This is a genomic window from Nonomuraea sp. NPDC050547 (genome assembly GCF_044457345.1).
GTDB lineage: Bacteria > Actinomycetota > Actinomycetes > Streptosporangiales > Streptosporangiaceae > Nonomuraea.
In genome coordinates this window covers 206,397-227,707 of sequence record NZ_JBITGW010000022.1, presented here as the reverse complement: position 1 = coordinate 227,707, position 21,311 = coordinate 206,397, and the positions used below count along the sequence as shown (strand labels likewise).

At 71.2% G+C, this 21,311-nt stretch carries 19 protein-coding genes; 7 read left to right on the top strand and 12 right to left on the bottom strand.

From position 1 onward, the window contains the following. Window position 1: 1 nt before the first annotated feature. Window positions 2-946: an ABC transporter permease gene (locus ACIBHY_RS44235; protein ID WP_397309863.1), complete on the bottom strand. Its 945-nt coding sequence runs from the start codon at window positions 944-946 to the stop codon at window positions 2-4. 1 nt (window position 947) lies between these two features. After that, on the bottom strand, window positions 948-2,525 hold the full coding sequence (locus ACIBHY_RS44230) for an ABC transporter substrate-binding protein (RefSeq protein WP_397309862.1): 1,578 nt from the start codon (window positions 2,523-2,525) through the stop codon (window positions 948-950). 137 nt (window positions 2,526-2,662) lie between these two features. On the opposite strand from ACIBHY_RS44230, the gene ACIBHY_RS44225 reads away from it, so the two are divergent. The 3 genes from ACIBHY_RS44225 (at window position 2,663) to ACIBHY_RS44215 (ending at window position 6,329) form a co-directional block, all read left to right on the top strand. Further along, window positions 2,663-4,297 carry an FAD-dependent oxidoreductase gene (locus tag ACIBHY_RS44225; RefSeq protein WP_397309861.1) on the top strand — a complete coding sequence of 545 codons (1,635 nt, stop codon included), beginning with the start codon at window positions 2,663-2,665 and terminating at the stop codon, window positions 4,295-4,297. A 5-nt stretch (window positions 4,298-4,302) separates the two neighbouring features. Then, the gene (locus ACIBHY_RS44220; protein WP_397254920.1) at window positions 4,303-4,926 is read left to right on the top strand and encodes a LysE family translocator; all 624 of its coding nucleotides are present in this window, start codon (window positions 4,303-4,305) and stop codon (window positions 4,924-4,926) included. 260 nt (window positions 4,927-5,186) lie between these two features. After that, complete coding sequence (locus ACIBHY_RS44215; protein WP_397309860.1) at window positions 5,187-6,329, top strand: sensor histidine kinase; 1,143 nt, start codon at window positions 5,187-5,189, stop codon at window positions 6,327-6,329. Here ACIBHY_RS44215 and ACIBHY_RS44210 read toward each other — a convergent pair. Next, window positions 6,298-6,867 (bottom strand): TetR/AcrR family transcriptional regulator, encoded by a 570-nt coding sequence (locus ACIBHY_RS44210; RefSeq protein WP_397309859.1) that lies wholly within the window; start codon window positions 6,865-6,867, stop codon window positions 6,298-6,300. The genes ACIBHY_RS44215 and ACIBHY_RS44210 overlap by 32 nt on opposite strands. 54 nt (window positions 6,868-6,921) lie before the next feature. Between ACIBHY_RS44210 and ACIBHY_RS44205 the strand changes: the two genes are divergently transcribed. Further along, a complete protein-coding gene (locus ACIBHY_RS44205; RefSeq protein ID WP_397254926.1) occupies window positions 6,922-7,644 on the top strand; it encodes an SDR family NAD(P)-dependent oxidoreductase in 723 nt (240 codons plus the stop codon). Between the two features lie 43 nt (window positions 7,645-7,687). Here ACIBHY_RS44205 and ACIBHY_RS44200 read toward each other — a convergent pair whose 3' ends face one another. The 7 genes from ACIBHY_RS44200 to ACIBHY_RS44170 form a co-directional block, all read right to left on the bottom strand. Then, window positions 7,688-8,635 carry a quinone oxidoreductase family protein gene (locus ACIBHY_RS44200; protein WP_397254928.1) on the bottom strand — a complete coding sequence of 316 codons (948 nt, stop codon included), beginning with the start codon at window positions 8,633-8,635 and terminating at the stop codon, window positions 7,688-7,690. 70 nt (window positions 8,636-8,705) lie between these two features. After that, the gene (locus ACIBHY_RS44195; RefSeq protein WP_397254930.1) at window positions 8,706-10,337 is read right to left on the bottom strand and encodes a serine/threonine-protein kinase; all 1,632 of its coding nucleotides are present in this window, start codon (window positions 10,335-10,337) and stop codon (window positions 8,706-8,708) included. 6 nt (window positions 10,338-10,343) lie between these two features. Further along, window positions 10,344-10,940, bottom strand: coding sequence for an HAD family hydrolase (locus tag ACIBHY_RS44190; protein ID WP_397254932.1), 597 nt, complete (start codon window positions 10,938-10,940; stop codon window positions 10,344-10,346). Continuing rightward, window positions 10,930-12,006 (bottom strand): ABC transporter ATP-binding protein, encoded by a 1,077-nt coding sequence (locus tag ACIBHY_RS44185; RefSeq protein WP_397254934.1) that lies wholly within the window; start codon window positions 12,004-12,006, stop codon window positions 10,930-10,932. Before ACIBHY_RS44185 ends, ACIBHY_RS44190 begins: the two co-directional genes overlap by 11 nt. Next, window positions 12,003-12,842, bottom strand: a complete 840-nt coding sequence (locus ACIBHY_RS44180; protein ID WP_397254936.1) for an ABC transporter permease — start codon at window positions 12,840-12,842, stop codon at window positions 12,003-12,005. Before ACIBHY_RS44180 ends, ACIBHY_RS44185 begins: the two co-directional genes overlap by 4 nt. Next, entirely contained in the window at window positions 12,830-13,651 is an 822-nt protein-coding gene (locus ACIBHY_RS44175) for an ABC transporter permease (RefSeq protein WP_397309858.1), read from the bottom strand. The genes ACIBHY_RS44180 and ACIBHY_RS44175 overlap by 13 nt, the downstream gene beginning before the upstream one ends. Further along, entirely contained in the window at window positions 13,648-14,799 is a 1,152-nt protein-coding gene (locus tag ACIBHY_RS44170) for an ABC transporter substrate-binding protein (protein WP_397254938.1), read from the bottom strand. The genes ACIBHY_RS44175 and ACIBHY_RS44170 overlap by 4 nt, the downstream gene beginning before the upstream one ends. Before the next feature lie 111 nt (window positions 14,800-14,910). On the opposite strand from ACIBHY_RS44170, the gene ACIBHY_RS44165 reads away from it, so the two are divergent. The 3 genes from ACIBHY_RS44165 to ACIBHY_RS44155 all read left to right on the top strand — a co-directional run bounded on the left by ACIBHY_RS44165 (window position 14,911) and on the right by ACIBHY_RS44155 (window position 19,858). Continuing rightward, on the top strand, window positions 14,911-15,657 hold the full coding sequence (locus tag ACIBHY_RS44165) for a GntR family transcriptional regulator (protein ID WP_397254940.1): 747 nt from the start codon (window positions 14,911-14,913) through the stop codon (window positions 15,655-15,657). Window positions 15,658-15,740: 83 nt separating this feature from the next. Next, entirely contained in the window at window positions 15,741-16,007 is a 267-nt protein-coding gene (locus ACIBHY_RS44160) for a DUF6504 family protein (RefSeq protein WP_397254942.1), read from the top strand. Further along, window positions 16,007-19,858 carry a DNA polymerase III subunit alpha gene (locus ACIBHY_RS44155; RefSeq protein WP_397309857.1) on the top strand — a complete coding sequence of 1,284 codons (3,852 nt, stop codon included), beginning with the start codon at window positions 16,007-16,009 and terminating at the stop codon, window positions 19,856-19,858. Before ACIBHY_RS44160 ends, ACIBHY_RS44155 begins: the two co-directional genes overlap by 1 nt. A 33-nt stretch (window positions 19,859-19,891) precedes the next feature. Here ACIBHY_RS44155 and ACIBHY_RS44150 read toward each other — a convergent pair whose 3' ends face one another. Beyond that, window positions 19,892-20,569, bottom strand: coding sequence for a DUF4328 domain-containing protein (locus ACIBHY_RS44150; RefSeq protein ID WP_397309856.1), 678 nt, complete (start codon window positions 20,567-20,569; stop codon window positions 19,892-19,894). A gap of 67 nt (window positions 20,570-20,636) precedes the next feature. Continuing rightward, window positions 20,637-21,284 (bottom strand): response regulator, encoded by a 648-nt coding sequence (locus ACIBHY_RS44145; RefSeq protein ID WP_397254948.1) that lies wholly within the window; start codon window positions 21,282-21,284, stop codon window positions 20,637-20,639. Between the last annotated feature and the right edge of the window lie 27 nt (window positions 21,285-21,311).

Sequence of the window (21,311 nt, the reverse complement as noted above, 5' to 3'; positions counted from 1 at the left end):
CTCATGCGACCCTGATCCGCGGGTCGATGACCGAGTAGAGCAGATCGACCAGGAGGTTGATGACGATGTACGCGGTGGCGGTGACCAGCACCACGCCCTGGATGATCGGGTAGTCGCGCTGGAAGACCGCGTCGACCGTCAGCTTGCCGAAGCCCGGGATCGCGAAGATCCGCTCGGTCACCACCGCGCCCGAGATCAGCACGCCCAGTTGCAGCCCGGCGATCGTGACCACCACGATCAGGCTGTTGCGCAGCGCGTGCACGCCGATCACCTGGCGTTCTGCCAGGCCCTTGGCCCGCGCCGTCCGCACGTAGTCGGCCGACAGCGCCTCCAGCATCGACGCCCTGGTCTGCCGCATGATCACCGCGGCCAGGCCGGTGCCCAGGACCACGGCGGGCATGACCATGCGGTGCAGGTTGCCCAGCGGGTCGGTGAAGAACGAGACATAGCCTGAGGCCGGGAACAGGCCGAGCGCCACCGACAGCCACAGGATGCCCATCAGGCCCAGCCAGAAGTTCGGGATCGACAGGCCGAGCAGGGCGAAGCCGTTGGCGACCCACTCGGCGGGACGGCCGCGCCGTACCGCGGCGACGACGCCCGCGAGCACGCCGATGAGAACCGCGATCGCGAGCGAGAGCAGGGCCAGCTCCACCGTGACCGGCAGCGCCTGGGCCAGCATGTCGCGCACCGGCAGGCCGGTGCGCAGGCTCGTGCCCAGGTCGCCGGTGACGCTGGTCGTGACGTAACGGGTGTACTGGACGAGAAGCGGCTGGTCCAGGCCGTACTGCTCGCGGATGGCGGCGAGCAGTTCGGGCGTGGCGTCCTCACCGGCCAGCGCGCGCGCCGGATCGCCCGGCAGCGCCCGCACGCCGGCGAACACCACCATGGTCGCCAGCAGAAACGTCACCGCCGACTCGGCCAGCCGCCGGAGCAGGTAGCGCCGCATGTCACGACACGAAGCCGGCGAAGGCCACGCGGACCAGGCCGTCCGCGAACCCCTGTACGCCCGTGAGCCGGGCGCTGACGCCGGTGATGTTGCGCTGCCGGTAGAGGTAGATGAGCGGGTTGTCGCGCTGGAGCAGTTCGATCACCTGCGCGTAGGTTTGCGCGCGCTCGGCGGGCTGGAGCTGTTCGCGCGCCTTGTCCAGAAGGGCGTCGACCTGCTCGTCGCTGTAGCCGGCGACGTTCTGCGCCGCCTGGGTGCGCACGAACGGCGTGAGGTTGGCGTCCGCGTCCACCCGCCCCGACCACCCGATCTGCAACGTCTCGTAGTCGCCGGCGTCCTGCAGGTCGAGCAGCGAGGCGAACTCCGCCGCCTGGATCTCCATCTCGAACCCGCCGTCCTTCACCATGGCCTGGAGCGTCTGGGCCAGGCGCAGGTTCAGCGGCGTGTTCGTGACGGCCATCTTGATCTTGTACGGCACCGCCGCCCCCGCCTCGGCCAGCAACTGCCGCGCCTTGGCCGGATCGTGCGGCCGGCATTGCTGGGCCCGCTCGCTCGTATAGGGCGAGTTGGGCGAGACGGGCGAGCAGGCCGTCCGGTAGAGCCCGCGGAAGACGGTCTTGACCAGGGCGTCGCGGTCGATCGCGTGCTCAAGCGCGATCCTGATGCGGGCGTCCTTGGCGATCGGGGTGCCGAGCGTCTTGGGCGGTTTGCCCAGCCCGTCGGTGTTGCCGACGTTGACGGTGAGCGACTGGTAGCCGAGCGAGTCGGACTGCAGCACCCGCAGGTTCGGGTCGGCGCCGAGCCGGGGAACGTCCTCCGGCGAGATCGTGTCGGCGACCTGGGCGTCGCCCGAGCGCAGGTTGGCCGCCCTGATGCTGCCGTCGGTGATGATCCGGTAGACGAGCTTGTCCAGCTTCACCTTGGCCGCGTCGTAGTAGTTGGGGTCCCTGACCAGCTCGATGCTGCTCTGCGGGACCCGCGAGGCGAACTTGAACGGCCCGACGCAGACCGGGCCGGCGGCGAAGTTCCCCTGGAGCGCCTTGGGCGACATCACCATGCCCGCCCGGTCGGCCAGGGCCGCGGTGAGCGGGGCCGTGGGGCGTTCGAGCGTGATGGTGACGGTCCGCGGGTCGGTGGCGCGCACGGCCGTGATCGGCCCAAGTTCGCTGCGGCGCGAGGAGGTCTCCAGCGTGAGGTGCCGGTCGAGGCTGCGCTTGACCGCCTCGGCGTCGAGCGGCGTGCCGTCGGCGAACCTCACTCCGGCGCGCAGGGGGATCGTGTAGGTCCTGCCGTCGGGGCTGATGCTCGGCAGGGCGGCGGCCAGCTGAGGGATGACCTGGACCTTCTCGTCGACGTCGTAGAGCTTCTCGCACATGGCGTGGAAGATCTGCCGACTGACCAGCGAACGGCTGAGCGTGGGATCCAGGTGGTCGGGGTCGGCGTTGAGCGCGAAGGTGAGCGTGCCGCCCGCGCGCACGGGGCCGGTGGAAGGGGCGGGGCTCTGGGGCTGGACGGGTTGGATCGAGGAACAGGCGGCGACGGTCAGCATGGCCGCCACCATGGGGATCACGGGTCTCATGGGGGCCTCCCGTGACCACGAGCTGATCACTCTGACTGGCGCCTGTCAAGAAGTTCAGCGCCGGACTAATCACGTCATAGGACGCGTTATCGTGACTGAGACATAGATGTCTCGTCATGAGACAGAGGAGGTTGGTCGTGCGCTGGGATCACAGCTTCGACGTCGTCGTGGTCGGATCGGGCGCCGCGGGGCTCACCGCGGCGCTGACCGCGCGGTTGCGCGGGCTCACCGCGGTGGTCATCGAGAAGACGGACAAGTACGGCGGGTCGAGCGCGCTGTCCGGCGGCGCCATCTGGGTGCCCGGCAACCTCTACCTCGACGGCACCGGCCTGAAGGACAGCAAGGAGGAGGCCAGTGCCTACCTCAAGGCGACGGTCGGCGACCGGGTGCCCGAAAAACGCCGGGAGGCGTACCTGGACAAGGGGCCGGAGATGGTGCGCTTCCTGCACGAGCGGACCCGCCACGTCCGCTTCGAGTACGCCCGCGGCTACCCCGACTACTTCCCCGAACTCCCCGGCGGCAAGGCGATGGGCCGCTCGGTGGAGCCGCCCGTGTTCGACCTGCGCCGGCTCGGCGCGCTGCGCGGGATCATGCGGCGCTCCGAACTGGCGACCTACGGGATGGTCATGAAGTCCTCGGAGTTCCACGAGGTCAACATGATGACGCGCACCACGCGCGGCAAGCTGATGGCGGCCAAGATCGGGCTGCGCGCGGTCAAGGGGCTGCTCACCGGCGCCCGCTACGCCGCGCTGGGCGAGGCGCTGGTCGGCCGGCTGAGCCTGTCGCTGGCCGAGGCGGGCGGCAAGATCTGGGTGAACACGCCGTTCGAGGAGTTCGTCGTCTCCGGTGACCGGGTCGCCGGAGTACGCGCGGGCGGCAGGACGTTCGAGGCGCGGGGCGGGGTGGTCCTGGCGGCGGGCGGGTTCTCGCACAGCCAGGAACTGCGGGAGAAGTACCTGCCCCTGCCCACCGACGCCCGCTGGAGCTCGGCGGCCCCGGCCCAAACCGGCGACACGATCGCCGCCGCCCTCGCGCTCGGCGCCGAACTCGACCTCATGGAGCGGGTCTGGGGCATGCCGGCCGCGGTGCCGCCGGGCGAGCCGCCGACGTTCCTCGTCACCGACCGCGGCGTGCCCGGGATGATCGTCGTGGACGGGCGGGGCGAGCGCTTCGTCAACGAGGCGGCGCCGTACCACCTGTTCGTCGACACCATGTACGCGCGCGACGCCGTGCGTTCCTGGATGGTCATCGACCAGCGGACCAAGAACCGGCACATCATGCTCGGCCACTTCCCCGGCCAGGCGTTCAAGGCCGCGTGGCTCAAGAACGGCTTCGTCAAGAAGGCCACGACCGTCGAGGAACTGGGCGCCCGCATGGGACTCGACCCGCTCAAGCTGCGCGCCACCGTGGACCGCTTCAACGGCTTCGCCCGCTCCGGCTCCGACGCCGACTTCCACCGCGGCGACAGCGCCTACGACCGCTACTACGGCGACCCGACCCTGCCCAACCCGAACCTGCTGCCGATCGAGAAGGGCCCCTTCTACGCGATCCCCCTGATACCCGGCGACATCGGCACGAAGGGCGGCGTGGTCACCGACGTGGACGCCCGCGTGCTGCGGGGGGACGGCGAGCCGATCACCGGCCTGTACGCGGCGGGCAACGTCGCGGCCGCCGTCATGGGCGAGACCTACCCGGGGCCGGGCGCCACGCTGGGCCCGGCGATGACGTCCGGCTACACCGCCGCCCTGCACATCGCCGCCTCGCTACGCTGACCTCCATGGACATAGCAGCATCAATCGCCTCGTTCGCCGCCGTCGTCGCCCTGCTGACGCTGACACCCGGCCTGGACACGGCCTTGATCCTGCGTACGTCCGTGCTGTCGGGCCGGCATCCGGCATGGGGTGTGGTCCTCGGCATCCAGGCCGGCATCCTGGTCTGGGGCCTGGCGACCGCCGCCGGCCTGTCCGCCCTGCTGGCGGCCTCGCAACTGGCCTACGAGATCCTGCGCTGGGCCGGCGTCGCCTACCTCGTCTACCTGGGCGCCCGCATGCTCTGGGACGCCCGCCATCCCGCCCCGCAGGAGGCCGCCCCGGTCACCGACCAGACCTTCGCGCGGGCCTTCCGCCGCGGCCTGCTGACCAACCTCCTCAACCCCAAGGTCGGCGCGTTCTACGTGGCGATGCTGCCCCAGTTCATCCCGGACGACGTGCCGCCCGCGCTGATGGGGCTGGCGCTGGCCGGCGTACACGTGGGCGAGGGGCTGGTGTGGAGTGCCCTGCTGGTCGCCTTCGCCACGTTCATGGGCGGCGTCCTGCGCACCCCCAGGGTCCGCCGCCTGCTCGACCGCCTCACGGGCGTGGTGATCATCGGCTTCGGGGTACGGCTGGCCGTACAGGACTGACCGGAACCGGCCAAGCCCGCTGGCGGCACCCGGGCATCCGATCGTCCAGGGCCGGACAGTAACCAGGTGCTGGAAGGGCTGCGATACTCCCGTTTATGATCGATAGTCTGCTCGGCCGGGCCGCGTCGATCCTGGAACGGCGCCTGCCGCCACCGGCCGACGAGGCCGGGCCATGACGCGGGCTCCTGCCGGAGACGGCACCGACCCGTCGCCGGACGCGCTGGGGGGCGTGCCGGACACGGGGAGCGTTCTCGTTCTGCGTGACCCCGGTGCCGGGCCGGTCGGCCGTGCGGGGTGAGCTGCGGGATCGGGTCCGGAGGCTGGTGGCGTGGCTGGGGCGGCATCCGCTGGCCGCCGACGCGTCGCCGGCCGGGATCGCGTGTGCGTATCTGCTGATCGAGGTGCCCTACAGCGAGGCGACGCTGGCCCGGATCGGGAGCGTTCCGCTGACGTTCTGGGGGGATCTGGCGGCCTTCGCCTGCCTGGCCCTGCGGCGGCGGTGGCCGCTCGGGGTGCTGGCGGCGGTCTGGGTGTTGTGGCTGGCGGTGGGGCGCTGGGACGTCTGGGCCGAGGTCAACGCCTCGTGGGCCGAGCTGGGGGCGTCCACCGCCCTGCAGGTCGCCTTCTACACGGTGGGCAGGTGGCGGGCCTCGCCGTACCACGGACTGCTGCTTCTGGGGGTGCTGGTGCCGGCGGGGGTGATGTCGGCGCTGGTGTGCGCGCTGCCGTGGGGCGCGGGGGTGGCGCGGCGGCGGTGGGTGGTCGCGGCGGCCGATGCCGAGGAGGGGCGCGCGCGGGCCATGGTGGCGGAGGAGCGGGTGCGGATCGCCCGCGAACTGCACGACATCGTGGCGCACAACGTCAGCGCCATGGTGATTCAGTCGCACGTCGCGGTGTCGGCACTGGCGGCGGAGGACCATGGGCCGGCGCGGACCTCGCTGGAGTCGATCAGGGAGTCGGGGCAGGCGGCGCTGACGGAGCTGCGGCTGCTGCTGGGCGGGCTGCGCGAGGAACCGGGGGAGCGGCAGCCCGGCATCGAGGCGATCGACGCGCTGGTGGAGCGGCATCCGCTGGAGGTGCGGTTACGGGTCGAGGGGCGGGTCAGGGCGGTGCCGGCGGGGCTGGGGCTGGCCGCCTACCGGATCGTTCAGGAGGCGCTGACCAACGCGCTGAAGCACGCGGGCAAGGACGCCGAGGCGGACGTGGTGCTCCGCTACGGCGAGCGGGCGCTGGACATCACGGTCGTCGACGACGGCGCCGGTCGTCCGCCCGCGCCGCGGCGCAGGTCCGGGCACGGCCTGGTCAACATCGCCGAGCGTGCCGCGCTGTTCGGCGGCGTCTCGCGGGCCGCGCCGTCGCCGCAGGGCGGGTTCAGGGTGGAGGCGACGCTTCCGTGGATGTGAGCCGGGCGCCCTGGAGGTAGAGCCTGACGATGGTGTCCGTGGCGTCCTCCACGCCCAGCTCCGACAGCGGCGCCAGCGTCAGCGCGCCCAGGATGAGCGCGCCGTGGGCGGCGGCCAGGAGTTCGGCGGGGACGTCGGCGCGCAGCACGCCCTCGCGCTGACCTCGCTCGGCCAGGATGCGCAGCCGCTCGCCGACCTCTTCCTCCTCGGGCCACAACTGCGGCCGGTGGGTGCTGACCACCCAGAACTCGCGGCCGGACGTCAGCAGCGCCCTGGTCAGGCGGGTCAGGGCGGCCTCGGTCGCGACGCCGTCGATGCCGGCCGCGTCGATCACCCGGATGGACTCCTCCGCGGCGAAGCGGCCGAGCTCGACCAGCAGGTCGTCGCGGGTGGCGAAGTGGCGGTAGAGGGTGGCGCGGCCGACGCCGGCCGCGGCGGCGATGTCGGCCATGCCGGCTCGCTCGTGGGTACGCAGCGCCGTGGCGGCGGCGCGGAGGATCGCGTCCCGTGTTCTCGCCATGGAGTCGGAGGTGCTCATCAGGACATATCCTAGACGAGACATAGCTGTCTCGTAGTGAGACGTGGAGGATTCATGGAGCGTTTCGCGGGCAAGAAGGTCCTGCTGACCGGCGCGGCCACCGGGATCGGGCGGGCGACGGCCCTGCGGCTGGCGGAGGAAGGGGCGCGGGTCTTCGCCGTCGACCTCAACCCGGAGATTCCCAGCCATCCGGCCATCACCCCGCATGTCGCCGACGTGGCCGACGAGGGGCAGGTCAAGGAGGCCGTGGCCCAGGCGGCCGAGGAGTTCGGCGGGATCGACACGTTGATCAACGTCGCCGGCATCCACAAGACGACGCCGCTGGCCACGCTCTCGCTCGCCGACTTCCGCAGGCTGCTCGAGGTCAATCTGCTCGGCACGTTCCTGTTCTGCCGGGAGGCCATGCCGTACCTGGTGGAGAGCAAGGGCGTCGTGGTCAACACGGCCTCGACCTCGGCCACGCACGCGCACCCCTACATGACCGGGTACGCGGCGTCGAAGGGCGGCGTCCTGGCGTTCTCGCTGAGCCTGGCGGCGGAGGTGGCGCCGCGGGGCGTCCGGGTCGTGGCGGTCTCGCCGGGCGGCGTGGTGACGCCGCTGATGAGCTCGGTGACCTTCCCCGAGGACGTGGACGCCTCCTTCTACGGGCGGATCATGCCGCAGGTCGGCTTCGGCGAGCCGGAGGCGATCGCGGGCACCATCGCCTACGCGGCCTCGGCCGACGGCGCCTACCTCACGGGCGTGGAGCTGCGCGTCGACGGCGGCTCCCACGTGTGAACCCGAGCCCCGAGGACGGCGAGCCGTCCTCGGGGCCGGGGTCTCAGGGGATCAGAAGCAGCTTCCCCGTCGTACGGCGGGCCGCCAGGTCCTCATGCGCCCGCGCCGCCTCGGCCAGCGGGTAGCGGTGGGAGACGTCGATGCGCAGCTGCCCGGCGGCGATCCACCCGAAGACCTCGCGGGCCCGCCACAGCAGTTCCTCCCGCTCGGCGACGTGGTGGACCAGCGTGGGCCGGGTCAGGAACAACGAGCCCGACCGGTTGAGCATCTGCGGGTCCATGGGCGGCACGGGGCCGCTGGCCGCGCCGTACAGGGCCATGAGGCCGCGCGGGCGCAGCGCGGTCAGGCCGCCGTCGAAGGTGGTGGCGCCGACGCCGTCGTAGACCACGTCGATGCTGTCCTTGAGCGTCTGCGCGAAGTCGTCGTAGGAGTGGACCTCGTCGGCGCCGGCGGCGCGGGCCAGCTTGGCCTTCTCGTCGGTGGAGACGGTGGTGTGGACGGTGGCGCCGTAGAGCTTGGCGAGCTGGATGAGCAGCTGGCCCATGCCGCCGGCGCCGGCGTGGACGAGGACCCGATCGCCCTCCTTGACCTCGTGCGTGGAGCGTGTGAGGAAGTGGGCGGTCATGCCCTGCAGGAGGGTGGCGGCGGCCAGGTCGGCGCCGACGCCGCCGGGCACGGGCACGAGGCGGTCGGCGGGGACGACGGCCTTCTCGGCGTAGCTGCCCAGGACGTTCGCCCAGCCGACGGTGTCGCCGACGGCGAAGCCGGTGACGCCGGGGCCGACGGCCGCGACGGTGCCGGCGCCCTCACAGCCGATGGGGCTCGGGAGCTGCAGCGGGTAGACGCCGGAGCGCTGGTAGATGTCGATGAAGTTGACGCCGCTCGCGGCGACGTCGACGACCACCTCTCCGGGACCCGCGACAGGATCGGGGTGCTCGGCGTATTCGAGGACCTCTGGGCCGCCCTGGGCGGCGATGACGACTGCGCGCATAGTCCTGTCTAACCCAGGCGCGCGCGTATTGCTTCCAGCCGCGCGGACACCGGCGATCACCGGCAGGTGGTCAGGGCTGCTCCGAGCGCTGGCCGCGCAGTTCGAAGTCGTCGAAGACGGTCTTCATGATCGACTGCTCGTCCTTCGGCACCCGGGCGAACAACCCGACATGACCGGTCTTGATGCCGTTGGGGTCCTCGGCCCGCAGCACCTGCTTGCCGTCCACCCACATGGTCAGCTTCACCGTCGAGCCGGACTGCTCGCAGAAGGCCTCCAGCCGGACCTTGGCCTGCGGTTTGATCTCGAGCTTCGCCTGCTGCGCGAGCGTGCCGCCGGCGCCGTCGATGATCTTCCTGATCCGGGCGTTGCCCGTGGTGTCGAGGCCGAACTCGTAGAAGGTGCCGTCCGCGGTGTTGTGGCAGTACACGCCGTACTCGCCGTCGCCGGAGACCTTCCTGGCCTGCGCCGTCACGCTGATCAGCACGGAGTCCGGCATGAGCGGGGTCGGGGTGGCGCTGGGGGAGGGCGTGGGCGAGGCGTTGGCGAAGGGCGCCGGGGCCTTGGCCCAGCGCTGCTCGTAGCTCGGCTCGACGTCGAGGCCGTAGGTGCCGTCGGTCTTGTAGCCGAAGCTGGCCTCGTCGTCGGCGTCGTAGGTGCCGTCCCAGCCGCCGGAGGAGGTCGTGAAGTCCTCCTGGTAGAGACGGCCCAGGTGAGTCGGCGGCGAGCCCTGCGACAGCATCAGCGCCGCCACGACGCCGCCTGCGATCAGCACCGCCCCGGCCGTGAAGCCCGCGATCAGCTTGACGCGCCGCGCGCCGCCGCCCGGCGGAGCGGGCTGCGCCGTGGTGATCGGGGTGGTCGCCCGCTGCCAGGCCACCTGCACGGTGTGCGCGGCCTGCTCGGGCGCGGCCTGCCTGCCCACCAGGTGGTCGAGCAGTTGCTGCGCGGTCGGGCGCATCGCCGGATCCTTCTGCAGCGCCGCCACGACCAGCGGGCGCAGCCCCGGCTCCACGCCGCCGAGGTCGGGCTCGGTGCTGAGCACCGAATAGATCATCGAGGGCAGCGAGTCGCCGCCGAACGGCGCGCGCCCGCTGGCCGCGAAGGCGATCAGGCAGCCCCAGGAGAACACGTCGCAGGCGGGCGAGACCGGCTCGCCCCGCAGCACCTCGGGCGCCATGTAGCGGGGCGTGCCGATGATCTCGCCGGTGCCGGTCACGCCGCCCAGCTCGTCCAGCGCCCGCGCGATGCCGAAGTCGATCACCCTCGGGCCGACCGGCGACAGCAGCACGTTCGACGGCTTCAGGTCACGGTGCACGACCCCTGCGCCGTGGATGGCGGTGAGCGCGGTGGCCACGCTGACCGCCAGCGCGTCGAGGCTGGAGCCGGTCAGCGGTCCCGACTGCTTGACCGCCTCCTCCAGGTTGGGTCCCGGCACGTACTCGGTGACGACGTAGAGCTGGTTGCCGTCGAGAGCGGCGTCCAGCACCGCGGCCGTGCAGAACCGCCGCACCCGCTGCGCCGCGTCCGCCTCCCGGCGAAAGCGCATGCGAAACTGCTCGTGCTGGCTGAACTCGGGGTTGATCACCTTGACCGCGACCCGCGCGCCGGCGGGGTCCTCGGCCAGGTGAACCGTGCCCATCCCGCCGCGGCCCAGCACACTGATCAGTTTGTAGCGCCCGATGTGGGAGGTTTCACCGCTCACGGCGGGTTAGCTTACCGACATGGAGTGGAGTTCGGGCAGGCCGTGCGCAGGATCGACCACCACGACCCGGCATCCGGCCGAGGTGGCCGCGGCGATGCCGGTCGGACTGTCCTCCACGGCGACGCACTCCTGCGGCCGTACCCCCAGCAGCCGCGCCGCCTTCAGATAGGGATCCGGGTACGGCTTGCCCCGCGAACTGTCCTCCGCCGTGATCACCAGATCGAAGCGGTGCCCGTCGAGGTTGGGCAGCACCCGCTCGACGATGCTGCGCGGCGAGGCGGTCACCAGCGCCGTGGGCACCCCGGCGGCCGTCAGCTCGCGCAACAGGTCAAGGGCGCCGGGGATGAGGTCGATGCCACCGGCGATGCGCTCGGCGAAGGCGTCGGTGAGGCGGACCGCCACCGCCCCCGCGTCGGCGGGCGCCAGGTGGGCGGCGGTGTCCTCGACCGAGCGCCCGAGGACGTGGGGGACGTCATCGGGGCCGAGGCCGCCGTGGCCGAGCGACTCGGCGACGTCGGCGGTGGCCTGCCACCACAGGCCCTCGGTGTCGACCAGGGTGCCGTCCATGTCGAACAGGACGGCGGCGGGGAGATCAGACGGCATCTGCTGTTTCCGTGACGGGGGCGGGGACCGTGACCGTGCGGGTGGCCACCAGGACCGGTCGTTCGACCAGGCGTACGGTCACCTTAGTGCCGGCCGCCAGCCGTACCGCCTCGTGACCTGGTACGTCGGCGAGCACCTCACCCCCTTCCAGGGCCACCCTGAGCCGGACCGAGGCGCCGCGGAAGGAGGCGGCGAGGATCTCGGCCCTGCCGTCCGCCGCGGGGGTGACCTGGACGGCTTCCGGCCGGATGAGCACGTCCACGGACGGGTCCTCGGGCACCTCGCCGTCCACGGGCAGGAGCTGGCCGAGCACCGTCACCTGGTCGCCGGACACCCGCCCGGCCAGGTGGTTCATGGTGCCGACGAACTCGGCCACGAACGGGGTGGCGGGCCGGTCGTAGACCTCGGCGGGGGCGCCGCACTGCTCCAGGCGGCCGTCCCGCAGCACCGCGACCCGGTCGGCGATCGACAGCGCCTCCTCCTGGTCGTGGGTGACGAAGATGGTGGTGATACCGAGGTCGAGCTGCAGGCGGCGGATCTCCTCGCGCAGGTTGACGCGGACCTTGGCGTCGAGCGCCGACAGCGGCTCGTCGAGCAGCAGGACGCGCGGTTCCAGGGCCAGCGCGCGGGCGAGCGCCACCCGCTGCTGCTGGCCGCCGGAGAGCTGGTGCGGGTAGCGGCCGGCGTGGGAGGGCAGGCCGACCAGCTCCAGCAGTTCCAGCGCCTTCGCCCGGCGCTGCGCGGCCGGAGCCTTGCGCACCCGCAGGCCGAAGGAGACGTTGTCGGCGGCGTTGAGGTTCGGGAAGAGCGAGTAGGACTGGAAGACCATGCCCGCGTCACGCTTGTTGGCGGGGACGGCGGTGATGTCCTTGCCGTCCACGAGCACGGCTCCCGAGTCGGGACGCTCGAACCCGGCCACGCAGCGCAGCGCCGTCGTCTTGCCGCAGCCCGACGGGCCGAGCAGGGCGACGAGCTCGCCCGGCTCGATGGTCAGGTCCAGGCCGTCGAGCGCGACCGTCTTGCCGAACACCCTGCGAAGAGCCCGAAACTCGACCTGGGCCGTCATTGCTTCTTCTCCTTACCGAAAACGCTGGAGACCACGAGCAGCAGCAGCCAGATGAGCAGCAGGCTGAGGATCGAGACCGCGACCGACATCTGGCCCCTGGAGCCGGAGATCGTCACGATCCAGACCGCGAACGGCTGGTAGCCGAGCAGCCTGGCCACGGTGAACTCGCCCAGCACCAGGGCCAGCGTCAGGAACGAGGCGCTGGCGATGGCCGAGCGCAGATTGGGGATGATCACCCGGAACATCACGTACGGCCACGAGGCGCCGAGGTTGCGCGCCGCCTCGACCAGCGTGCGCACGTCCATGGTGCGCAGGCCCGCGTCGAGGGAGCGGTAGACGAACGGCAGCACCAGCACCACGTACGCGAGCACGAGCACCATGGGGAAGCCCGGGTTCTGGATCGCGATGAGCGTGGCCCAGAACGGGGTCGGGGCGAGCACCTCGCCGCCCACCGCCAGCGACCTGCCGATCCCGACGACGAACGTGATCGGGGGCACGACGAGGGGCAGCGTGCACAGCACTTCCATCACGGGGCGCAGGCGCGGGGCGGCCAGCCGTACGGCCAGCATCGCCGGCAGCGTGAGCAGCAGGACCAGCACGATCGTCGCGACGGCCAGGCTCAGCGACAGCAGCAGCGACTGGGCGAAGCCCTCGGCGGTCAGCAGTTCGGCATACGGCGCGAGGGAGAAGCCGGTGCCGGCGTTGTAGACCGTGTACCAGAGCGAGGCGCCGAGCGGCACCAGGAAGTACAGGGCGGCCGGCAGGAACACGGCCCACCGCCAGCGGCCTCCCCGCTGCGTGGCGCGGACCTTCTCCAGGCCCGTCACTGCAGCCATCGGGTGCTCCTCTTCTGCAGCGGCAGGTAGACCGCCATCACGAGCCCGGCCACCACGATCATGTCGAGGCTGAGCGCGAGCGCGACGTTCTCCTGGCCGATCAGCACGTCGCTGGTCAGCGCGTTGGCGATCTTGAGGGTGACCAGCGGGACGACGGTCCCGGCGCCCATGGCCGCGGCCGTGGCGTAGGCGGAGAACGCCATGCCGAACAGCAGCACGACGCCGCCGAGCAGGGCCGGGGTGAGCACGGGCAGGGCGACGTAGCGCCAGTAGTGCCAGGAGGTGGCGCCGTTGTTGGCGGCCGCCTCCCGCCACTGGGGCTTCAGCCCGTCCAGCGCGGGCGCCATCACGAGCACCATCATCGGCACCGAGAAGTACAGGTAGACGATGACCAGCCCCCAGAACGTGAACAGCACGCCGGAGGGCAGCCCGAACAGGCCGCTGACGATCCCCGAGTTGCCGAGCGTGGCCACCCAGAAGAACGCCAGCGGCACCCCGCCGAAGTTGGCCAGCACGCCGGAGGCCGTCAGCACGGCCGAGCGCAGCGCGCCCGACCCGGAGGTGACGACGGCGTAGGCCAGGAACGTGCCCAGCACGGCCCCGGCCACCGCCACGACCGCCGACACCTGGACGCTGCCGACGATCGCGGTCAGGTTGCCGCCCTGCAGGCTCAGCCGCATGTTGTCGAGCGTGGGCTCACCCCGCGAGGTGAACGCCCCGGCCAGCAGGGCGACGGCCGGGACGCCGAAGACGAGCGCGTAGACGGCGAACAGCGGCAGCGCGCCCAGCCAGCCCCGGGACTTCCTCATCCGGAGATCGCGGCGTCCCAGCCTTCGGCGAGCTTCGCCTTGGCCGCGTCCACCTGCTCGGGGGTGGGGAACGTGGGCGTGCCGTCGACCTGCGGCAGCTTCTCGGCGGCGGCCTTGTCGACGCTGCCGTCGGTGGTCATGACGGGCAGCAGGACCGGGCGGGCGAAGCCCTTGAGGTAGAGGTTCTGGCCCTCGGCGCTGTAGAGGTACTCCTGCCACAGGCGCGCGGCGGCCGGGTGCGGGGCGTCCTTGTTGATGGCCTGGGCGTACATCTGGAAGTACTTGCCGTCGCTCGGCACGTTGACCTTCCAGTCGAGGCCCTTGGGGGCCAGCTGCGGCGCGTAGGCGGCGTTGTTGTAGTCCCAGTCGATGCTGATCTGGGTCTCGCCCTTCTCGATGGTCGCCGGCGTGGTCTCGACCGGGTTGTAGTTGCCGGCGGCCTTGAGCTGCTTGAAGAACTCGATGCCGGGCTGGATGTCGTCGAAGGAGCCGCCGTTGGAGATGGCCGCGGCGTAGACGCCGGCGAAGGCGGAACCGGACTTGGTCGGGTTGCCGTTCATCGCGACCTTGCCCTTGTACTCGGGCTTGAGCAGGTCCTTGAAGCTCGTGGGGCAGTTCGGGATCTTCTTGGCGTCGCAGCCGATGGAGACGTAGCCGCCGTAGTCGTTGGTCCAGAGGCCGGTGGCCTCCTTCTGGCCTTCGGGGATCTTGTCGAAGGACTGCACCTTGTAGGGCGCGAACAGCCCCTCCTTGGCGCCGCTGATCGCGAAGGACTGGCCGAGGTCGAGCACGTCGGGCGCGCGGTCCTGGCCCTTGCGGGTCTTGACCGCGTTGATCTCGTCCGCGCTGGCCGCGTCCGGGTCCTCGCTCTCGATCTTGATGCCGTACTTGGCCTCGAAAGTCTTGATGATCTCGCCATAGTTGGCCCAGTCCGGGGGAAGCGCGATCACGTGGAGGTTGCCCTCCTTCTTGGCCGCTTCCACGAGCTTGTCGAAACCACCGAAGTCGGCGGCGGAGGTGGCCGTCTTGGCGTCCACCCCGCCCTTCGACGGCTCGGCGGTCTGCGTGCCGGGTGCCGCGCCGCAGGCGGCGGTGGCTACGGTTAGGGCTGCTATGACGCCTGCCACGCTGGCGCGAGGAGTGAACACGTCGCCTCCACTCTGGGGGTGTAGAACGAACCTAGGGGAACTTGTACAAACAAGGCCAGCCCCTAGTAAGTCGGATAAAGATTGCTCTTTCGTGAACGGGAAGGGTCGAGAATGGTCGCGCGCTATGAACGAATCGCCGCTGAGCTGCGCGATGACATTCTTCGAGGTGCGCACCCCGTGGGGTCCACGTTGCCGACCGATGCCGAGCTGGCTGCGCGCTACTCCGCCGCCCGCGGCACGGTGCGGCAGGCGCTGGCCGTACTGGTGGCGGAAGGGCTGGTCGGCAGCCGTCAGGGAGCGCGCCGCATTGTCCTCGGCAACTCACGCAGTCAGAGTTTCGCGGAATTGCACAGCTTTGCCCAGTGGGCCAAATCCAACGGCTATAGCTTCGGCGGCCAGGTGCTCCAGCAGCGCCGCCGGGCGGCGGGTCCCGCGGAGGCGGCCCGGCTGGGCTCCGAGGAGGTCCTGGAGGTCCTGCGCCTGCGTACGCTCGAGACCGAGCCCGTCCTCGTCGAGCGCACCGTCTATGCGGGCTGGATCGCCGCCGCCGTCGAGGCCATCCCGCGCGACTGCGGCTCGATCACGCAGGCGCTCTACGACTCCACCGGGCTGGTCTTCGCCTATGGCGAGCACCTCATCGACGCCGTGGCCGCGGGCGCGCAGGACGCCCGCCTTCTGGGTGTACGGCGCGGCAGCCCTCTCCTGCGCCAGCGCCGGATCACCACCACGCAGGAGGGCCGGCCGGTGGAGAGCTCGGACGACCGCTACCGGGCCGGCAGCGTGACGTTCAGCATCCGCAACTCGATCGGCGCGAACCCGCTCATACGGCAGGCGGGCGACTTGCACTTCGGGGCGTGAGAACGTATGTTCGAGTATTAGAAGCACCCGTCTTCCCCCGGGTGGCTCACCGAAGGACCAGAGCCGCGGGGAGAAGAAGCGTCTTGAGCAGACTCTATGGCGATCCGATCGAGGTGTGGACCCGTGACGGGCAACCCACCCAATTCGTCTGGCGTGACCGCCTCTACCTCGTCCGGCGCGTCCTCGACCACTGGGTCGTGGCCCGGGAGTGGTGGAAGACCGGCGAGGGGGACCCGGGCGAACGGCAGTTCTGGCGGGTCGAGGCCAGCCCCGGCCGCGAGACCGGCTCCTACGAGCTCCGTTTCGACACCGCCAGCGGTGGCTGGCTGCTGCTGCGGGCGTGGGATTGATGGCGCGCCCGTTCCCGCACCTCAGCGTCAGCTCCGCCTACTCGATGCGCTACGGCACCGCCTTCCCGCGGCAGCTGGCCGTCCGCGCGGCCGAGCACGGGATGGACGTCCTCGCCCTGACCGACCGCGACGGTCTCTACGGCGCGGTCAAGCACGCCCAGGCCTGCGCCGACGCCGGGCTGCGCGCGGTGTTCGGGGTGAACCTGGCGCTGCGGCCGGACATCTACGCGGGCGCGCCGGGTCCCGACCTGTCCTTCTGGGACGCCCCCCCGGGCTCCTTGAGCGATGATCTCTCCGGGTTCGCCGGCAGCGGCTCTTCCCGAGGCGGCTCAAGGGGCGGCTCAGGGGGCGGCTCCCAAGGCGGCTCGCGGGGCGGCGGCCTGCCTAGTAGCTTTTCGGGTGGTTTTTCGGGTGGTGGCCCTTCCCGTGGTGGCCTTTCCGGTGGGCGGCCGAAGACCGGGCCCATGGCGGAGGATCGTGTCACCGTGCTGGCCCGCAAGGGCGGCTGGCCGAGGCTGGCCAGGCTGGTCACCGCCGCTCACCACATGGGCGAGCGCGGCGACCCGTGGATCACCCGCGAACTGCTGGCCGAACTCGGCGCCGACGACCGGCTCGTCGTGCTGCTCGGCCCGCGTTCCGACGTGGGCAGGGCGGTCGCCGAGCGCCGCGACGAGCACGCCAGGGTGCTGCTCAACCTGTGGCGCTCCATGGTCTCCGGGATCGCGATCGAGCTGGTCGACCAGTACGGCTACCGCGACTCCGGCACCGCCGTGCGCATGCTGGCCCTGGCCGAGTCGCTCGGCGTACCCGCGGTGCTGACCAACGCGGTGCGCTACCTCGACCCCGCCGACCACCAGGTCGGCGACGTCCTCGACGCGGCCAGGCAGCTCGTCCCGCTGCACCCCCGGCACCTGGACCGGCCCACCTCGCACGCCTATCTCAAGAGCACCAAGGAGATGTGGCAGGTGGCGCTGAAGGTCACCGGCGCCGACCGCGAGCGGGCCGGGCGGCTGCTGCTGACCACGCGGCAGCTCGCCGAGGCCTGCGCGGTGGAGCCCGAGTCGATGCTGGCGCTGCGGAGCGAGCCGCCGAACCTGCACCTGCCCGAGATCGGCGGCGACCCGGTGCCGCTGCTGCGCCACCGGGTGGAGGACGGCCTGCACGCCCGCGGGCTGGAGGGCTCGCGCGACGCCAGAGAACGGCTGGACGAGGAACTGGCGATCATCGAGAGCAAGCGTCTGTCCGGATATTTCGTGGCAGTGGTCGGTATCACCGACATGATTCGAAAAATGGACATCAGGTGTGCCATCCGGGGCTCCGGAGCGGGCAGCCTGGTCAACTACCTCATCGGCATCGGCGAGGTGAACCCGCTCGAACACGGCCTGCTCATGGAACGCTTCCTGTCCCACGGCCGCATCGGGCTGCCCGACATCGACATCGACGTCGAGTCCGCCCGCCGCCTCGACTGCTACAAGGCCATCTTCGAGGAGTACGGCGAGGCCCGCGTCGCCTGCGTGTCCATGATGGAGACCTACCGGGCCCGCAGCGCCATCCGCGACGTGGCCGGAGCCATGGGCCTGCCGCCCCACGAGATCGACGCCATCGCCAAGGCCTTCCCGCACATCCGCGCCCGCCAGATCACCGCCTCCCTCAGCGACCTGCCGGAACTGCGCGACAGCCGCCTCGGCGAGGCCGGGCTCGACCGGGTCTTCCGGCTGGCCGAGAAGCTCGACGGCCTGCCCAGGCACATCGCGCTGCACCCCTGCGGCGTGCTGATCGGCAATGCCGGGCTCAAGGACGTGACACCGGTCGAGCGCAGCTTCCTGGACTTCCCCATGTCGCAGTTCGACAAGGACGACGTCGAGGAGGCGGGGCTGCTCAAGCTCGACGTCCTCGGCGTACGCATGCAGTCGGCCATGGCCTACACGCTCGGCGAGATCAAGCGGGTGGACGACGCCGACGTCGACCTGGACGCCGTTCCCCACGACGACGCGGCCACCTACGACATGATCTGCGCGAGCCGTACCCTGGGGTGCTTCCAGATCGAGTCGCCGGGGCAGCGCGAGCTCGTCGCCAAGCTCGAACCGCGCACGATGCACGACCTGATCGTGGACATCTCGCTGTTCCGGCCGGGGCCGGTCAACTCCGACATGGTCACGCCGTACCTGGAGGCCAGGCACGGGTGGCGGCAGCCGTACTATCCGCACGAGAAACTGCGGGAGGCGCTCAAGGAGACGCACGGCGTGGTCGTCTTCCACGAGCAGGTACTCAAGATCATTTCGGTGATGACGGGGAAGGACCTGCACTTCGCCGAGAGCATGCGGCGCACGCTCGCCACCGAGGCGGGGCGGCTGAAGGTGCGCGGCCACTTCGTCCCGCTGGCCAAGTCGCGAGGCTTCTCCGACGAGGAGGTGGAGAAGGCGTGGAAGGTGCTCGACGCGTTCGGCGCCTTCGGCTTCTGCAAGGCGCACGCCGCCGCCTTCGCGCTGCCCACCTACCAGTCGGCCTGGCTCAAGCGGCACCACGCGGCCGCCTTCTTCGCCGGGGTGCTCACCCACGAGCCCGGCATGTACCCGCAGCGGGTCATCATCGACGAGGCCCGCCAGTGCGGGGTGGCCATCCTGCCGCTCGACATCAACAAGTCCGGCAAGGACTGGCAGGTCGAACGCCTGAAGGTCCGGGTCAAACCGGCCGACCTGGGCGACTACCGGCGGCGTGAGTTCAAGATCTCCGAGATCGGCAAGGGGTACGCGCTGCGCGTGCCGTTCTCCGCCGTCAAGGGGGTGAGCGAGGCCGAGGTGGAGCGGATGGTGGCGGGCCAGCCGTACACCTCGATGGCCGACTTCTGGGACCGGGCGCGGCCCGCGCGGCCGACCATGGAGCGGATCGTGCAGGTGGGCGGCCTCGACGCCCTGCACGACCTGCACCCCGGCGGCGAGCGCTGGCGCGCGGGCGAGCTGACCAGGCGCGACCTGATCGCCCAGACCGGCGTGCTGGAGCGTGCCTCCACGTCCGGCGCGACCACCGCGCCGCGGCGGCGTCGCGGATACACCCCCAGAACAGCCCCCCGGCAGAACGGAGCCGCGACCCCACCGGGCTCACCGGGCGGCCATCGTCTGCCGGGGGGCCTGCCTTCCGGCATACCTGATTCCGCGCCACCGGACCAGCCGGAAGCCGGAAGCGCGGTGCAACTGCCGCTGGGGTTCACCGAGCACATCGCGCCCGGCGAACTGCCCGAGATGACCGAGAGCGAGATGGTCGAGGCCGAGCTGGAGATCCTCGGCATCGACGTGAGCAGGCACGTGATCCGCTTCCACGACGAACTGCTCGACCTGATCGGCGTGGTGCGCTCCCAGGACCTGCTCGACCAGCGCAACGGCGCCGAGGTGCTGGTGGCGGGGGTCAAGGTGGCCACCCAGACGCCGGCCGTACGCTCCGGCCAGCGGGTCATCTTCGCCACGCTCGACGACTCGACCGGGCCGGTGGACCTGACGTTCTTCGAGTCGGTGCAGGGGCGGTGCGCGGCGACGGTGTTCGGGTCATGGCTGATGGTGGCCCGCGGCGTGATCAGGCGCACCGGGCCGCGGGCGATCTCCATGCGGGCCGTGGACTGCTGGGACCTCGTCGACCTGGACCGCCTGTGGCGCGCACAGGGCGTCGACGCGGTCAGGGCGCTGCTGGCCCAGACGCCGGAGGAACGCGAGAACGTGGGCGGGCGGCGGATCGAGTACGCCAACGGCTTCCTCCTGTCGCCCTACTCCGACCTGGGCCCGGCCATCACCGCCAACCCGCCCCGCAAGCTCTGGCACGCCAGCCAGGGCAGCTCCGGCCCGACCCAGATCGCCGTCTGACCCGCTTTATGAGATTTCAGGAGGCCACGTCTTTCAGGAGGCCACGTCGGAGGCGGCGTGGCGGGCGGGGCGGGGACGTGCCAGCGGCAGGCGGCGTACCTGCGGGCTGTCGTGCAGGGAACGCTGGATGGCGGTGACGTCGCGCACGGTCCTCGCGCACAGCACCGCGGCCAGCAGCGTCACGGCGAGCTCCGTCAGCCCCAGCCCGGTCAGCTCGCCCACGCTGGTGTCCAGCAGCCGGGCGGCCACCAGGAACACCGCGGCCAGGCACGACACCCACCAGGCCGTCAGCAGCCCCAGCCAGCGCCCGCGCCGGTCGAAGGGCGGGCGGGCGCCCCGCCACACCTCGTCGGCCAGGACGAACGGGGCGACCAGGTTGACGCCGGGCACCAGCCACGCGGCTAGGACGGGAGCCGCGGGCGCGGTGGGGACGTTGACCTGCCTGGCGCGGATCAGCCAGGTCAGGTAGGCGATGGCGGCGGCGACGGTGGTGCCGACCAGCAACATCATCAGGACGGCGAAGACGGTGACCGCGCCGACCACGGCCTGCGAGCCCCGGGCCTCGCCGCCGAGCGCGGCGATCTGCCCGGCGAGGCTGCGGCCGCGGACCTGCTCGAAGACGACCAGGGCCCCGAGGGAAAGGACCTGGATGACGAGCGTCAGGTAGACGGCGGAGGCAGCCCCTGTGGGTGGTGTCTGGACAGCCCGCACGTAGTTCTCCCCCCGGGCCATGCGCTGGGTTCTCCCCTAACTTGTATCCCGCGGGCCCCGGAATTAATCAGCTCACCACACCGGATTCCCACGCCCATGCGGCGATCTCCACCCGGTTCCGGGCACCGAGTTTCGACTGGATGCTCCCGAGATGCGTCTTTACCGTGGACAGTGAGACGAACAGCTCACCGGCCACCTCCTGGTTCGTCCTGCCCCTGGCCACCAGGCGTACCACGTCGAGTTCGCGCTCGGTCAGCGCCTCCTCGGGCTGCGCGGTGCTCCGCTTGGGCTGGGCCAGGTGCTGCAGCAGCCGGACCGTCACCGACGGCGACACCAGGGCGTCGCCCGTCGCCGCCGCCCTGATGGCCTCGATGAGCAGCGTCGGGCCGCTGTCCTTCAGCAGGAAACCGGTCGCGCCCGCGCGCAGCGCGCCGTAGACGTACTCGTCCAGGTCGAACGTGGTGACGATCACCACGCGCATCGGGTTCTCCACCCCGGGGCCCGCCAGCGCCCTGGTCACCTCCAGCCCGTCCAGCTTCGGCATGCGGATGTCGAGCAGGCACACGTCGGGACGCAGCCGCCTGGCCTCGGCGACCGCGTCGGCCCCGTCGGCCACCGCCGCCACCACGTCCATGTCCGGCTGGGCGTCGAGGATCATCTTGAAGCCCGTGCGCACGAGCTCCTGGTCGTCGGCGATGAGTACGCGAATAGTCACGGCCCCAACTCTAGAATCAGCCGTTCG

Bases quoted from the DNA above. Each gene is read 5' to 3' on its own strand.
- ACIBHY_RS44180 (WP_397254936.1), bottom strand. From the start codon at position 12,842: ATGGCTGCAGTGACGGGCCTGGAGAAGGTCCGCGCCACGCAGCGGGGA.
- ACIBHY_RS44190 (WP_397254932.1), bottom strand. From the start codon at position 10,940: ATGCCGTCTGATCTCCCCGCCGCCGTCCTGTTCGACATGGACGGCACC.
- ACIBHY_RS44175 (WP_397309858.1), bottom strand. From the start codon at position 13,651: ATGAGGAAGTCCCGGGGCTGGCTGGGCGCGCTGCCGCTGTTCGCCGTC.
- ACIBHY_RS44210 (WP_397309859.1), bottom strand. From the start codon at position 6,867: ATGAGCACCTCCGACTCCATGGCGAGAACACGGGACGCGATCCTCCGC.
- ACIBHY_RS44230 (WP_397309862.1), bottom strand. From the start codon at position 2,525: ATGAGACCCGTGATCCCCATGGTGGCGGCCATGCTGACCGTCGCCGCC.
- ACIBHY_RS44220 (WP_397254920.1), top strand. From the start codon at position 4,303: ATGGACATAGCAGCATCAATCGCCTCGTTCGCCGCCGTCGTCGCCCTG.
- ACIBHY_RS44165 (WP_397254940.1), top strand. From the start codon at position 14,911: ATGGTCGCGCGCTATGAACGAATCGCCGCTGAGCTGCGCGATGACATT.
- ACIBHY_RS44185 (WP_397254934.1), bottom strand. From the start codon at position 12,006: ATGACGGCCCAGGTCGAGTTTCGGGCTCTTCGCAGGGTGTTCGGCAAG.
- ACIBHY_RS44205 (WP_397254926.1), top strand. From the start codon at position 6,922: ATGGAGCGTTTCGCGGGCAAGAAGGTCCTGCTGACCGGCGCGGCCACC.
- ACIBHY_RS44200 (WP_397254928.1), bottom strand. From the start codon at position 8,635: ATGCGCGCAGTCGTCATCGCCGCCCAGGGCGGCCCAGAGGTCCTCGAA.
- ACIBHY_RS44235 (WP_397309863.1), bottom strand. From the start codon at position 946: ATGCGGCGCTACCTGCTCCGGCGGCTGGCCGAGTCGGCGGTGACGTTT.
- ACIBHY_RS44155 (WP_397309857.1), top strand. From the start codon at position 16,007: ATGGCGCGCCCGTTCCCGCACCTCAGCGTCAGCTCCGCCTACTCGATG.